At 48.5% G+C, this 13,522-nt stretch carries 13 protein-coding genes and 1 other RNA gene; 5 read left to right on the top strand and 9 right to left on the bottom strand.

Going from position 1 to position 13,522, the window contains the following annotated elements; genetic code table 11:
* The 5 genes from dapB to hrcA all read right to left on the bottom strand — a co-directional run bounded on the left by dapB (nucleotide 1) and on the right by hrcA (nucleotide 6,296).
* On the bottom strand, nucleotides 1-813 hold the full coding sequence (dapB, locus tag H8D24_00295; protein MBC8518831.1) for a 4-hydroxy-tetrahydrodipicolinate reductase: 813 nt from the start codon (nucleotides 811-813) through the stop codon (nucleotides 1-3).
* Between the two features lie 194 nt (nucleotides 814-1,007).
* Nucleotides 1,008-2,150, bottom strand: coding sequence for a molecular chaperone DnaJ (gene dnaJ, locus H8D24_00290; GenBank protein MBC8518830.1), 1,143 nt, complete (start codon nucleotides 2,148-2,150; stop codon nucleotides 1,008-1,010).
* A gap of 222 nt (nucleotides 2,151-2,372) precedes the next feature.
* Nucleotides 2,373-4,295 carry a molecular chaperone DnaK gene (gene dnaK / locus H8D24_00285; protein ID MBC8518829.1) on the bottom strand — a complete coding sequence of 641 codons (1,923 nt, stop codon included), beginning with the start codon at nucleotides 4,293-4,295 and terminating at the stop codon, nucleotides 2,373-2,375.
* Nucleotides 4,296-4,525: 230 nt separating this feature from the next.
* On the bottom strand, nucleotides 4,526-5,131 hold the full coding sequence (gene grpE, locus H8D24_00280; GenBank protein MBC8518828.1) for a nucleotide exchange factor GrpE: 606 nt from the start codon (nucleotides 5,129-5,131) through the stop codon (nucleotides 4,526-4,528).
* A 115-nt stretch (nucleotides 5,132-5,246) separates the two neighbouring features.
* Nucleotides 5,247-6,296 carry a heat-inducible transcriptional repressor HrcA gene (hrcA, locus tag H8D24_00275; protein MBC8518827.1) on the bottom strand — a complete coding sequence of 350 codons (1,050 nt, stop codon included), beginning with the start codon at nucleotides 6,294-6,296 and terminating at the stop codon, nucleotides 5,247-5,249.
* A 133-nt stretch (nucleotides 6,297-6,429) separates the two neighbouring features.
* On the opposite strand from hrcA, the gene H8D24_00270 reads away from it, so the two are divergent.
* The gene (locus tag H8D24_00270; protein MBC8518826.1) at nucleotides 6,430-7,299 is read left to right on the top strand and encodes an NAD(+) kinase; all 870 of its coding nucleotides are present in this window, start codon (nucleotides 6,430-6,432) and stop codon (nucleotides 7,297-7,299) included.
* A gap of 12 nt (nucleotides 7,300-7,311) precedes the next feature.
* Nucleotides 7,312-8,982, top strand: a complete 1,671-nt coding sequence (gene recN, locus H8D24_00265; GenBank protein MBC8518825.1) for a DNA repair protein RecN — start codon at nucleotides 7,312-7,314, stop codon at nucleotides 8,980-8,982.
* Between the two features lie 47 nt (nucleotides 8,983-9,029).
* Here the strand turns inward: recN and fur are convergent, their stop codons facing one another.
* Nucleotides 9,030-9,467, bottom strand: a complete 438-nt coding sequence (fur, locus tag H8D24_00260) for a ferric iron uptake transcriptional regulator (protein MBC8518824.1) — start codon at nucleotides 9,465-9,467, stop codon at nucleotides 9,030-9,032.
* Between the two features lie 189 nt (nucleotides 9,468-9,656).
* On the opposite strand from fur, the gene H8D24_00255 reads away from it, so the two are divergent.
* Nucleotides 9,657-10,046, top strand: a complete 390-nt coding sequence (locus H8D24_00255) for an outer membrane protein assembly factor BamE (protein ID MBC8518823.1) — start codon at nucleotides 9,657-9,659, stop codon at nucleotides 10,044-10,046.
* 1 nt (nucleotide 10,047) lies between these two features.
* Here H8D24_00255 and H8D24_00250 read toward each other — a convergent pair whose 3' ends face one another.
* The 3 genes from H8D24_00250 to H8D24_00240 form a co-directional block, all read right to left on the bottom strand.
* A complete protein-coding gene (locus H8D24_00250) occupies nucleotides 10,048-10,359 on the bottom strand; it encodes an RnfH family protein (protein ID MBC8518822.1) in 312 nt (103 codons plus the stop codon).
* On the bottom strand, nucleotides 10,346-10,783 hold the full coding sequence (locus H8D24_00245) for a type II toxin-antitoxin system RatA family toxin (GenBank protein ID MBC8518821.1): 438 nt from the start codon (nucleotides 10,781-10,783) through the stop codon (nucleotides 10,346-10,348). The genes H8D24_00250 and H8D24_00245 overlap by 14 nt, the downstream gene beginning before the upstream one ends.
* A gap of 62 nt (nucleotides 10,784-10,845) precedes the next feature.
* On the bottom strand, nucleotides 10,846-12,204 hold the full coding sequence (locus H8D24_00240) for a sodium-dependent transporter (protein ID MBC8518820.1): 1,359 nt from the start codon (nucleotides 12,202-12,204) through the stop codon (nucleotides 10,846-10,848).
* Nucleotides 12,205-12,627: 423 nt separating this feature from the next.
* Between H8D24_00240 and smpB the strand changes: the two genes are divergently transcribed.
* Complete coding sequence (gene smpB, locus H8D24_00235; GenBank protein ID MBC8518819.1) at nucleotides 12,628-13,107, top strand: SsrA-binding protein SmpB; 480 nt, start codon at nucleotides 12,628-12,630, stop codon at nucleotides 13,105-13,107.
* A 51-nt stretch (nucleotides 13,108-13,158) separates the two neighbouring features.
* Nucleotides 13,159-13,522: a transfer-messenger RNA gene (gene ssrA / locus H8D24_00230) on the top strand.

Below are 13,522 nucleotides of genomic sequence, written 5' to 3'. Positions count from 1 at the left end.
CTAACGTAGCCCCAACACATCCTGCATATCAAAGAGGCCGTTATCTCTCTCCATCAGCCATCCTGCTGCACGCACCGCCCCTTTGGCAAAGGTGAGTCTGCTTGATGCCTTGTGGGTAATCTCTACCCGCTCCCCAATATCGGCAAACATAACTGTATGTTCACCCACGATATCTCCGGCACGGATAGTCTCAAAACCTATGGTGCCACGATCACGCTCTCCAGTATCCCCCTCGCGCCCATATACTGCGCACTCACCGAGGTCTCTCCCAAGCGCATCGGCAACCACCTCTCCCATCCGTAGAGCGGTTCCTGAGGGCGCATCAATCTTGTGACGATGGTGGGCCTCGATAACCTCAATATCAACATCACCACCCATTACCCGGGCAGCCATATCAAGCAGTTTGAAACAGAGATTAACCCCGACACTCATATTGGGAGCAAAGACAATTGCAATATCCTTCGAGGCCTCTTCAATAATCGCCTTCTCCTCATCACTAAAACCGGTGGTGCCAATCACCATTTTGGTGCCACTCTGTCGACAGAGCTCGATATTCGTCAAAGTCACTGCGGGACGGGTGAAATCTATCAAAACATCCGCCCCATTCAATGCAGCCTTGGCATCGGAATCTATAACTACACCACTCTTGCCAACTCCTGCCAACTCACCAGAATCCACGCCGAGATAACTACTCTCGCCGTGCTCAATGGCTGAGACCAGGGTTGCCGTTGGTTCATCAGTTGTAGCCTCGATCAAGCTACGCCCCATTCTTCCTCCAGCACCTGTTATTGAGATAGATACACTATTTTTCATTGTTTTCTCTATAAAGCTCTACATTCCAATATTCTGCACTCTACTATGAATCCTTGCGAAAGTAATCACAACCTCACACAGGCAGCCGTCTGTGGCCTGGATGGCCACAGTCGAGCGACACAGGGATGTGCTTGAGCGTGCTGCATGGTTGAGGTTGTGATTACTTTCGCAAGGATTCATATACAGATACCCTTTTATTCGGCCAGATCCTCAAAAAAACCTTTTACCTTATCCATCCACGAAGAGTGGTGCGGACTATGTTTCTCGCGCTTCTCATTCAGGGAATCATCCAGCTGCCTTAACAGCTCTTTCTGTTTGTTGCTTAGTTTAATCGGTGTCTCCACAATCATCCTGCAGAGAAGATCACCCTTGCCATGGCTACGTACAGATTTTACCCCCTTGCCCCGCAGACGAAACAGTTTTCCTGTCTGTGACTCGGCAGGAATCTTCAGTTTGACACACTGACTGTTGCCCAAACAAGGTACATCTACCTCACCGCCCAGGGTTGCTGTCACAATCCCAACTGGAATCTCGCAATAGAGATCATCCCCATCACGCTTGAATATTTTGTGTTCCTTTATTGAGACCTCTACGAAGAGATCACCTGATGGGCCGCCATTCTCACCAGCCTCACCTTCTCCACCAAGACGCACACGGTCTCCAGTATCTACCCCAGGTGGAATCTTGACCGATAACGTTTTATCCTTTTTGACCTTGCCTGCCCCACGACATGCTGTGCATGGCTCCTTGATCTCTTTTCCAGAGCCATGACAGGTTGGACAGGCCTGAGCAACCGAGAAAAATCCCTGCTGCATTCTCACCTTACCAGCCCCGCCACAGGTGCTACATGTAACCGGGGTGGTTCCAGGCTTGGCCCCGGTACCACTACATTTGTCACAAGTCTCGGTTGCTGGAATATTTATCTCACGTGTAACCCCACCAACTGCCTCTTCCAGCGAGAGCTCCATCCGATACGCAAGGTCTGCTCCACGATAAACCTGAGCCCCTCCTCCTTGACCTCTGCCACCACCAAAAATATCGCTAAAGATATCCTCAACCCCTCCAAAACCACCGCCGCCAAAACCGCCGCCCTGGCCCCCACCCATTGATGGATCAACTCCCGCATGCCCAAACTGGTCGTAGGCTGCACGTTTCTGGGAATCACTCAGAACCTCATAAGCCTCTTTCAGCTCTTTGAACTTTGCTTCGGCATCTTCACTATCAGGGTTACGATCAGGATGATATTTCATCGCCATACGACGATATGATTTCTTCAGATCTCCCTCACTTACGTTACGGTCAACCCCCAGCACTTCATAGTAATCTCTTTTAGACATGTTGTTTTTTGGTTAGTTATTAATCATCCAGGGAAGCTCTGATTAAGTCACTTCGTGACCCAATCGAATCTCCCTCACAAGTTATCCTATGGAGGAATGGTTATGGTTCAGAACGTCATTCCCGCGAAGGCAGGAATCCAGGAAAAGCAGACCGCTTACAGTCTGCTCACTAGATTCCTGCCTTCGCGGGAATGGCGGTACACGCCTGTTTAATGGGCTGTATTACTTTTTGTCATCAACCTCTTCAAACTCGGCATCAACTACATCATCATCTGCAGATGAGCCGGCATCACCTGCCGCTGCTCCAGCGGCAGCACCTGCTGCATCAGACTGGCTATACATCCTTTCTGCCATCTTTGAGGATGCCTCGGTTAATGCCTTGGTTTTCTCCTCAATCACTGCCACATCATCTTCCTTGATCACAGACTCAAGATCAGAGATTGCAGATTCAATCGCACTCTTCTCACCCGCCTCAACCTGGTCACCCGCCTCTTCCATGGTTTTGCGAGTAGAGTGGATCAGGGCATCAGCCTGGTTTCGTGCATTAACCAGCTCATGGAACTTCTTGTCCTCATCAGCATGTGCCTCTGCATCATTTACCATCTTCTCAATCTCTTCATCACTAAGGCCACTGGATGCCTTGATTACGATTGACTGCTCTTTTCCTGTATTTTTGTCTTTTGCAGATACATTGAGGATACCGTTAGCATCAATATCGAGGCTTACCTCAATCTGAGGGGTGCCACGTGGCGCAGGTGGGATATCGGCCAGATCAAAACGGCCCAGCGACTTGTTTGCAGAGGCCTGCTCACGCTCACCCTGCAGCACATGAACCGTAACTGCGTTCTGATTGTCATCTGCAGTAGAGAAGACCTGCTGAGCCTTGGTTGGAATCGTAGTATTTTTTTCGATCAACTTGGTCATTACTCCACCAAGAGTCTCAATTCCCAGAGAGAGCGGAGTCACATCCAGCAACAGGACGTCATTTACATCTCCCGCCAGAACACCACCCTGAATTGCTGCGCCCATCGCTACTGCCTCATCCGGATTTACATCCTTGCGCGGCTCCTTACCAAAGAATGCCTGAACCTGCTCCTGCACCTTGGGCATACGGGTCTGTCCACCAACCAGTATCACATCACCAATATCGGAGGCAGATAGCCCTGCATCCTTGAGTGCAACACGACACGGCTCGATAGAGCGTTGTACCAGATCATCTACCAGAGACTCCAGCTTGGCGCGGGTCATCTTGATATTCATATGTTTGGGGCCCGATGCATCAGCGGTAACATATGGCAGATTGATATCAGTCTGTGAGCTGGAGGAGAGCTCGATCTTCGCCTTCTCTGCAGCCTCTTTCAGACGCTGCAGTGCCATTGGATCCTTGGATAGATCAACAGCCTGATCCTTTTTGAACTCATCAACCAGGTAGTCCATGATGCGGTTGTCAAAATCCTCGCCTCCAAGGAAAGTGTCTCCATTGGTTGCCAACACCTCAAACTGATGTTCCCCGTCAATCTCTGCAATCTCGATAATAGAGACATCGAAAGTGCCGCCACCCAAATCATAAACAGCGATGGTGCGATCTCCCTCCTTTTTGTCCATACCGTAGGCCAGTGCCGCTGCGGTTGGCTCGTTGATGATTCGCTTAACCTCAAGGCCAGCAATCTTGCCTGCATCCTTGGTCGCCTGACGCTGGGAGTCATTGAAATATGCGGGAACAGTTACTACGGCCTCGGTGACGTCCTCACCCAGATACTCCTCGGCAGTCTTTTTCATCTTCTGCAGAACACGAGCTGAGACCTCGGGGGCAGCCATCTTCTTGTCACCAACCTGAACCCAGGCATCTCCATTGTCTGCCTTGACAATTTTATATGGGACCAGATCAATATCCTTCTGCACAACCTTGTCCTCAAAACGGCGCCCGATCAGCCGCTTGATGGCAAACAGGGTATTGTGTGGATTGGTAACCGCCTGACGTTTTGCAGACTGTCCAACCAGAACCTCGTCATCATTGGTATATCCAATTACTGATGGTGTAGTACGAGCACCCTCACTATTCTCAATTACTCGTGCCTTGCCACCCTCCAGTACCGCCACACAGGAGTTGGTTGTTCCCAAGTCAATTCCGATAATCTTTCCCATCTATATTCTCCAATTACAATTCTTTCAATAAGTTATGGAAGCTTTGATTAAGTCACTTCGTGACCAAATCAGATCTCCCTCACAAGTTATTCTATGGGGGCAGGGTTATAGTAGAGCCCTTCTCCCAAACCTCCATCTCATTAAGCTTTTTCAGAGGTTCCTTATTTATCTCTGTTAAAGCAACCTGTCCAATAACATGGGGGCTGTTTTGATCTTTTCAAGGATTTTATTCAAGAACTTACAATCACTCTTGCCGGCCTCAATAGGCGATCATTCAGTGTATACCCTTTCTGAATAACATCCATCACCGTATTTGGCTCCATATCCGGATTTGGCACCATGGTCATCGCCTCATGCTGCTCTGGATCGAAGCGCATACCTTGTGCATCCATAATCTCAACATTGAACTTCTCCAACACCCCAAACAGCTGCTTGCTTGTCAGCTCCATCCCCTCGATAATTGAAGAGACATCATCAGTATCACCTGCAGCTTGCATCCCCAGATCCATACTGTCTGCAACAGAGAGCAGCTCTTTGGCGAATGACTCAAGCGCAAATTTATGTGCGTTTTGAATATCACGAGCTGTCCTTTTGCGGAGATTCTCCATCTCTGCCTGTAATCGTGCCATTCTGTCTCTGTATTCAACAACCTCTGCTTTTGCCTTATCCAGCTCTGACTCTGGCTCCTCCAGATCTGGTGCCTGGTCCGCACTCTCCTCTGAGTCCTCCCCAGCAGCATCAGAAACAGACTCATCCACCACATCCTCAGCATCCTGTTCAGGAGTATCTTCCCTGATTATCAACTCCTCCGGATCCACTACTTCCTTTTTGCTCATTCCAACATCCTTTTACTTCTCTTTAATTTGGTGACAAACCATTATGATAGGGAAACTCTGATGTAAATCACTTCGTGACCCAAACAGATCTCCCTCACAAGTTATCCTATGGGGGCTACCCCATGGAATTCAAGGCAGAACCTAAAACTTTTGCTGTTACATCTACTACTGGAATCACCCGATCGTATGCCATTCTGGTAGGGCCAATCACACCCAATACGCCCACAATCTCATCACCATGACGATAAGGGGCTGTTACCACACTGCATTCATCAAATGACTGATAGCCAGACTCTTCTCCAATAAAGACCTGAACCCCATCCGCCTCCATACATTGATCCAATAGATGGATCATGTCCCTTTTTTCACTGAAAGCGGCAAATAACTGACGTAGACGATCCATCTCGCACAACTCACTGTACTCCATCAGCCTGGATCTACCGGAAACCATTACATTCTCCCGATCTTTCTTGCCTGAAACCACAGCCTGCTGAGCTATCTCCACGATACCCTGCATTGCCCCATCCATATCTCCTCTGGCACGCTCCAACTCCTGCACCAACTGTTCACGAACAACCGAGAGCTCCTTGCCAACAAAAGTCTGATTAAACCAGTTTGCTGCCTGACGCAATTCAGATTCCGAGAACACCCTCTCAGTCTGCAATATTCTGTTTTGCACCTCATTACCATTAGTCACCAAAATCGCCAGAACCCTGCCCTCAGATAGAGGAAGGAACTCCAGCTGACGCAAAATCACGCGACTATGTCTGGGAACCATGACCACACTTGCCATCTGGGTCAATTGAGCAAGCAGAGATGAGGCGGTTGAGAGCACCTCAGTTGTACTCTTCTCAAACCCTGAAATCTCACTCTCCAGCTTATTAATCTGGACATTCTCAAGAGGCTGAACCCTGACCAGATTATCTACAAAAAGACGATAACCCTTCTGAGTTGGAATGCGCCCAGCTGATGTGTGCGGAGAGTGAATCAATCCTCTCTTCTCAAGATCAGACATGGTATTGCGGATAGTAGCCGCACTAACTTGTAAGCCTGAGTCCCTGGAAAGAGTTGTTGAACCAACGGGACGTCCATCACGAATGTGATGTTCAACCAAAACCTTCAGTAGATGTTGTGCCCGATCAGTAAGAGAAGTCCCGCTACTCATAAAAAAGTGATGTTCAAAAGTGGTGTCGAAGAGTGGTAAATTGTTTAAGATAACCGAAGGAGGCGAAGGTTAGCACTCGTTACTATTGAGTGCCAGCTTTCAACTTGAAATTGAATATTGCAGAGAGGAGCGTATGGAGTATCGATTTAAAAAAATCGGCATTATCGGGAAATTTGGTGCCCCCACAGTTGGGGAGACTCTGCTCTCTCTTACCCGCTGTCTGCTCGAAAAAAAACTTGAACTATTTCTTGATAAGGATACTGCCGAGCGCCACCCGGAAAACAATATTCCCGTAGTTACCAGGGAGGAGATGGGGGAGAGATGCGATCTCGCCATTGTTGTTGGTGGAGATGGGTCATTTCTCAATGCGGCCCGCTCTCTTGCCCGTTTTGATATTCCTATGGTTGGGGTTAACCTTGGCAGGCTTGGATTTCTTACCGATATAGCACCAGCACAGATTAATGCCCACATGGAAGAGATTCTGCGGGGTGACTTTATTGAAGAGAAGCGCTGTCTGATTAGCGGCTCGATTCTGCGTGACGGCGAATATATCTCTAAAGGGGCTGCGCTAAATGATGTTGTTGTCCATAAACTGGATATCGCCAGGATGATAGAGTTTGAGACCCATATCGATGGCGAGTTTGTAAACCGCCAACGCTCGGATGGATTGATCGTATCCACCCCCACAGGCTCAACTGCTTATGCGCTATCTGGTGGTGGTCCACTTCTCTCTCCAACACTACAGGCTATTGTTTTGGTACCAATCTGTCCGCACACATTGAGTAACAGACCAATTGTGGTGCCGGGCAACAGCAAGATTGAAGTAACCATAATGGGGCCCAGTGGACATGCACAGGTAACCAGAGACGGGCAGAGCAATGAGACCCTGGTTGCTGGAGACAAAATTGTGGTGGAACGTTACGACCATGCCATACGACTTATCCATCCACCAAGCTACAGCTCTTTTCAGGTGTTGCGGCAGAAACTCGGCTGGTCAGGATAGCGCCCTCAGCTGATGCTTAGCCACCTTTTTATCCGTAATTTTGTTCTCGTTACGGAGATGGAAATGGACTTTCATAGTGGTCTAACCGTGATGACCGGAGAGACCGGCGCAGGAAAGTCGATAATCTTTGATGCACTTGGTCTTGCCATGGGAGGTCGCGCAGAAAACAACCTTATTCGTCATGACTGCGATCAGGCCGAGATTGTTGCCACCTTCCATAACCTGACAACAGATATCCTTGACTGGATGAGACTGAACGAACTGGAGACACCAGAACCAGAAGAGCTCATTCTGCGCCGCATCATCAGGAGAGACGGCCGTTCCAGGGCATTTATCAATGGAACTCCCACCACTACCCAGTCACTACGCAACCTCTCATCCATGCTGATAGATATTCAGGGACAGCACGCCCATCAACGTCTCCTGCAGAGGGGGGAGCAACTGCACCTGCTTGATCAGTATGCAAACGTGGAGTCTCTGCTAACAGCGATGTCCGGACAGTTTGCTCTGTGGGAGCAACTAACAGGGAGGGAAGAGACTCTCAGAGAGAATATGGCTGAACGTCGTGATCGCCTTGCACTGCTCGATTTTCAGCTACAGGAGTTTGATAACCTTGGATTAAATCTTGATGAGCTTTCTCAGCTGGAGAAGGAGCAGTCTCGCCTTGCCAACGGAGAGCAGTTGCTGGAACATGGCAGGCAGATACATAACCTTATTAATGGAGAGGATGAAGAACAGAGTGCTGTCCAACAACTCTATCGTGCCGTTGCCAGGATGGAGTCACTGGAGGAGCTGGATCCGGAGATTGAGCCACTCAGAAGGAGTCTACTGGATGCTGTACTCCAGTCAGAGGAGATTGCCTCAGAGCTACACTTACAGATGGAGAGCTACGCTCTGGATCCAGAGCGGCTGCGGTGGCTTAATGAGCGGTTGTCAGATATATCTGACCTGGCAAGGAAACATCGATGTAGTCCGGAGGAGCTCCTGAAAAAACAGTCTGAGCTGCAACAGCAACAAGAACAGCTACGTACAGCTGACCAGCAGTCGGAAAACATCAGAGAGGAGATAGTGCTGGCAGAGAACAAATGTTCAGAGATATCTGAAAATCTCCATCAGATGCGAATCAAGGCAGCAAAGAGACTGCAACAAGAGGTATCCAAAGAGATTCACTCTCTTGGAATGGAGCATGGGAACCTCAAGATTGTCATCACTTCACTGTCTGATGGTGTTTTTCGATCCCATGGCAGTGATGAGGTTGAATTTCAGGTCAGCACAAATGGTGAGGAGCAGCTACACCCTCTGGCAAAAGTTGCCTCTGGTGGAGAGCTTTCGAGAATCAGCCTGGCCATTCAGATTGCATCTGCCAATCGGGGAGAGACCCCGACCCTTATCTTTGATGAGGTAGATAGCGGAGTTGGTGGAGGCACCGCAGAACAGGTCGGGAAGAAGTTACGCTCGCTTGGTAACCATACCCAGATTCTCTGTGTAACCCATCTTCCCCAGGTTGCAGCACAGGGGCACTATCACCTGAAAATTGACAAACAGCTCGACAAAGAGAACAGGACTGTTAGCACTACAAAGTTGTTAAGCAACAAGGAACGGACTGAAGAGATTGCCCGTATGGTTGGTGGAGTCAAAATCACCCCTCAGAGTCGTGCGCACGCCGAAGAGATGCTGGGATAATTTGCTGGAGCAGTTGCTTAGATGCATGCGTCACCGGAAGTCTTTGGTTACTGGCAGCTGCTACAGATACCATAGATAACAAGTGAATGGTCTGTAATGACAAACCCGCGCTGCTTGGCGATGGATTTCTGATGCTTCTCTATCATCTCATCCACAAACTCCTCCACCTGACTGCACTTGATACATAACAGGTGGTCGTGGTGATCCCCATGCTCCAGCTCGAAAACAGAGTGGCCGGTATCAAAGTGGTGGCGCTTAACCAACCCCGCACCCTCAAACTGGGTCAACACACGATAGACTGTTGCCAGACCAATATCCTCATCCATATCCAGAAGTTTACGATATACATCCTCCGCACTCATATGGACCCGGCTACTTGTCTCCAGCAGAGCCAGAATCTTCATCCGGGGCAGGGTAACCTTCAGTCCTGCACCCTTTATCTCATCCCTCCTTAACAGCTGTGCTTCTGATCCATGGTTCGACATTGTTTATACTTCCCCTAAGTTTTATAAATACAGTATGATTATCTGCCACAACATTAATTGATCACCGATTATTCAAAGATAATAAACGAAATGAAAAGTAATCTCATCCCTGCCCTTATCCTTATGCTAACTATTTCAGGGTGCTCCACGACAAAAGATACCACAGCGGATAACCTTCTTGGCAAGACCATGGGTGAAATAAAGCTGCTCAACTTCTCTATTCCCGAGTTCTCAATTCCGGATCTCCCCGGGGTCAGCATCTATCGAGCTGACATCCACCAGGGAAATATCGTTGAACAGAACATGGTGAATCAGCTAAAACCTGGAATGAACAAACGTCAGGTTCGCTATGTAATGGGCTCTCCACTAATCATCGACCCATTCCATCAGGAGCGCTGGGACTATTTCTATAGCAAAAAGAGTGACGGCAAGCTTGAGAAGCAACAACGAATTACTCTATTCTTTGAACAGAACAAGCTTGTTCGTACAGAGGGGGATCTGATGCCAACCGTAGCCACAAAACCGGATAGTGCACCCTCGGCGAGTGTTGAGATTGGTGATCTTGAGGTAACCAAATAGGCTACCCACCACCCTTCTTCATCTTTTTTCCTGCAGCAGCACGCTGACGCCTAACCTCCTTGGGGTCTGCGATAAGGGGACGATAAATCTCTACTCTATCTCCCTCCTGCAATATCCGGTCCCGACGAACACTTTTTCCAAAAATCCCCATATTCACGCTATCAAATTCAATGTCTGGAAAACGATTCAGGATTCCTGAGGTCTCTACTGCCTTCTCCACAGTTGTCTCTGGATCTACCATAACCTCCAGGATCAACTGCTCATCTGGTTGTGCGTAGGCCACCTCGACCACCATTTTCTCATCCATTGCCATAAACCTCTGTTGCTCGCTCTACAAATGCATCGACCATTGACCCTGTAATTTGACTAAACAGTGGTCCAATTGCCACCTCAGCCACACGACTGGAGAACTTGAACTCTACGGAGAGTGAAATCTTGCATGCACTATCACTCAGCGGCTCAAACTCCCATCTCCCTTCCAGCTGTTTAAATGGGCCATCAACCAAAACCATATCAATTGATTTTCCCTCATCCAGTCGGTTTCTGGTTGAAAATGACTGACTTACCCCCCTGAAGGCGATATCAACCTCTGCAACCTTCTCCTCCTTACCATCCTCCAAAACTCTGCTCCCACCACACCACGGCAGAAATAATGCATATGACGGCACATCATTCACCAGAGCAAACATCTCCTGACTGGAGTGTGCGACCAACGCACTTCTTCGAATGGTAGTCACCAGGACAGCTCTGAACCACTCATTTCTGAATAACTCATTTCTAAATCAGTCATCTCCTAACCTTAAATTAACTCAATCTTGTTGAGGAACACAACCAGGATGGCAACAGGGGTCACATAACGTACCAGTATCTGCCATATTTTATATCCAGATCGCTTTAATCCCAGCTCTCCCATGGAGTGACTATTTTTCATGGCCCACCCTGCAAACAGGGCAATCATCAACCCACCAAGTGGCAACATTATATTAGTTGTCAGATAATCCAGCAGATCAAAGATTGTCTTGTCAAATAGCTTTAACTCAGACCAGAGATTGAATGAGAGAACTGTAGCAATTCCCAGCAACCAGGTAATCAGACCGGATACAATGGATGCCCTCTTGCGGCTCATGCCACGACTCTCCACCAGCCATGCCACTACCGGCTCAATAATGGATATTGCCGAGCTCCAGGCGGCAAAAACCAACAGAATAAAGAAGAGAGTACCAAAGAACAACCCGCCCGGCATTGCCCCAAAGGCAACCGGCAAGGTTTGAAAAATCAGCCCTGGTCCAGCCCCTGGCTCTAGTGAGTTGGCAAATACAATAGGGAAGATCGCCATGCCTGCAAGCAGCGCAACCACTGTATCTGCAATGGCAACTGTAAATGTTGCCTGGGTAATTGAGACATTCTCAGGTAGATATGACCCATAGATCATGATTGCCCCCATCCCCAGACTGAGGGTGAAAAACGCATGTCCCAAAGCAATCAATACGCCATCAGTTGTAATTTTGCTGAAATCGGCATCAAACAGGAAATGTACCCCCTGCATAAAACCACCAGAATTCATGGCATACCCCACCAGAACCAATAACAGGACAAACAGTGCCGGCATCAGCAGACGGACTGCTCGCTCCAGACCCTCTCGAACTCCACGGGCAACCACAAACATGGTGATCCCCATAAACAGGGTATGCCAAAACAGCTGCACACCAGGGTTAGAGACCAGCTCACCAAAAATCTCTCCTGAGCGCTCCGCAGTAATTGCAGTGAATGTACCACCAACAGCACTAACCACGTAAGAGAGTGCCCATCCGGCAATTACACTGTAGAACGAGAGGATAAGGAATCCAGCCAACACTCCGGAAAACCCCAATATCTGCCAACCACCACTTCTCCCCTCCTCACGTGCCAGAGTACGCATGGTATTGATTGGGCTCTGTCTACCACGGCGCCCCAACATGATCTCTGACATCATTACAGGAACTCCAACTACCGCAATACAGAGCAGGTATACCAGTACAAATGCCCCACCACCATTCTCACCTGTAATATATGGAAACTTCCAGATATTGCCCAGGCCAACTGCAGAGCCGGTTGCAGCAAGTACAAATGCCCAACGGGATGACCATTGACCATGAATTGAGTTACGTGCCTCAACCATAAACATACTCCTCTTTCTGTATCAAACTTTTCAAGTATCAAGCGTTGCATAAGTTGATGCATACCCTTTTCAGGGTGCGCTATACAACATCCCTGTTCGCTCGACGATAGCCGTCCCTGGCTATCGACACCCCTGAAAAGGGTATGCATCAACTTATGCAACTATTTATATTTACCTACACTACCTACATTTAATCCTGCTGAATTGTGACTGATTAATCACTGATTCTCAAATCATCACAGATATAACCTAAGTCCTGCAAGTGCTCGCACCTACTCTGCACAATCACTTGATCCGTATAGCGATATTTTCTCTCTTGGGTATATCAACAAGTATACCGCGCGGTCTAAAATTCGCTCTACGAATCAATGTATTGCACATATCAGGCACGATCACTTACAGGATTTAGGTATAATAATTGCCATGGCAAAATCAAAGAAGAAGAAACATAACGGTGGGAAAACCATCGCTCTGAACAAGAAGGCACGCCATGACTTCTTTATTGAGGATAGCTACGAGGCCGGCATCGCTCTTGAAGGGTGGGAGGTAAAAAGCCTGAGAGATGGGCGTATCCAGATAAAAGAGAGCTACGTCCTGGTGCGTGACGGAGAGGCATATCTGTTTGGTGCCCACATATCTCCCTTGACAACTGCATCCACTCACATCCATCCAGACCCACTACGTAGCAGAAAACTGTTAATGCATCGCCGAGAGCTGGATCGTCTGATTGGTCTGGTTGATCGCAAAGGCTATACTCTGGTCCCCCTTGCCATCTACTGGAAACATGGCAGAGCCAAGCTGGAGGTAGGGCTTGCCAAAGGTAAACAGGACCACGATAAACGGGCTGCCATCAAGGATCGTGACTGGAAACGTGAACAGAACCGTATTCTCAAACACTCATAGCTTCCTAAGGAAACTATTCCACGTTATACTGGTCAAAGATATACAACTTTAGGGGATGACCTGGCTTCGACGTGGGTTACAAAACCTGAGGTGCATGCCGAGGATGTAGACACCTCGTAAATCATTCTGCACTTTTATAGTTGCCAACGACGACAACTACGCACTCGCTGCTTAATAACCAGTAGAATGCCGTCTGACTGAAGCCGTGCTTATGCGTTCAGATTCCAGGCGTCGACTCTCATAAGATCGCAATGAAGCATGTTCAGTGTGGATTTGTTAAACACTTATCTGAGCTCGCTATCTGTTCTCCCTGCCCGTCGGGTAGCAGATAGCTAAACTAATAGACCGGGATAAGCATGTAGAGCCGAAGGCGGAGGATTCGCGGACGCGGGTTCGACTCCCGCCATCTCCACCA

Origin of the sequence: Candidatus Thiopontia autotrophica, assembly GCA_014384675.1 — a bacterium.
Classification (GTDB): domain Bacteria; phylum Pseudomonadota; class Gammaproteobacteria.
Note: the sequence above shows the minus strand (reverse complement) of the source record. Positions and strands in the feature narration are given on the sequence as shown.

Coding starts and splice junctions, on each gene's coding strand:
- dapB (MBC8518831.1), bottom strand. CDS start 813: ATGAAAAATAGTGTATCTATCTCAATAACAGGTGCTGGAGGAAGAATG.
- dnaJ (MBC8518830.1), bottom strand. CDS start 2,150: ATGTCTAAAAGAGATTACTATGAAGTGCTGGGGGTTGACCGTAACGTA.
- dnaK (MBC8518829.1), bottom strand. CDS start 4,295: ATGGGAAAGATTATCGGAATTGACTTGGGAACAACCAACTCCTGTGTG.
- grpE (MBC8518828.1), bottom strand. CDS start 5,131: ATGAGCAAAAAGGAAGTAGTGGATCCGGAGGAGTTGATAATCAGGGAA.
- hrcA (MBC8518827.1), bottom strand. CDS start 6,296: ATGAGTAGCGGGACTTCTCTTACTGATCGGGCACAACATCTACTGAAG.
- H8D24_00270 (MBC8518826.1), top strand. CDS start 6,430: ATGGAGTATCGATTTAAAAAAATCGGCATTATCGGGAAATTTGGTGCC.
- recN (MBC8518825.1), top strand. CDS start 7,312: ATGCTTAGCCACCTTTTTATCCGTAATTTTGTTCTCGTTACGGAGATG.
- fur (MBC8518824.1), bottom strand. CDS start 9,467: ATGTCGAACCATGGATCAGAAGCACAGCTGTTAAGGAGGGATGAGATA.
- H8D24_00255 (MBC8518823.1), top strand. CDS start 9,657: ATGGGTGAAATAAAGCTGCTCAACTTCTCTATTCCCGAGTTCTCAATT.
- H8D24_00250 (MBC8518822.1), bottom strand. CDS start 10,359: ATGGCAATGGATGAGAAAATGGTGGTCGAGGTGGCCTACGCACAACCA.
- H8D24_00240 (MBC8518820.1), bottom strand. CDS start 12,204: ATGGTTGAGGCACGTAACTCAATTCATGGTCAATGGTCATCCCGTTGG.
- smpB (MBC8518819.1), top strand. CDS start 12,628: ATGGCAAAATCAAAGAAGAAGAAACATAACGGTGGGAAAACCATCGCT.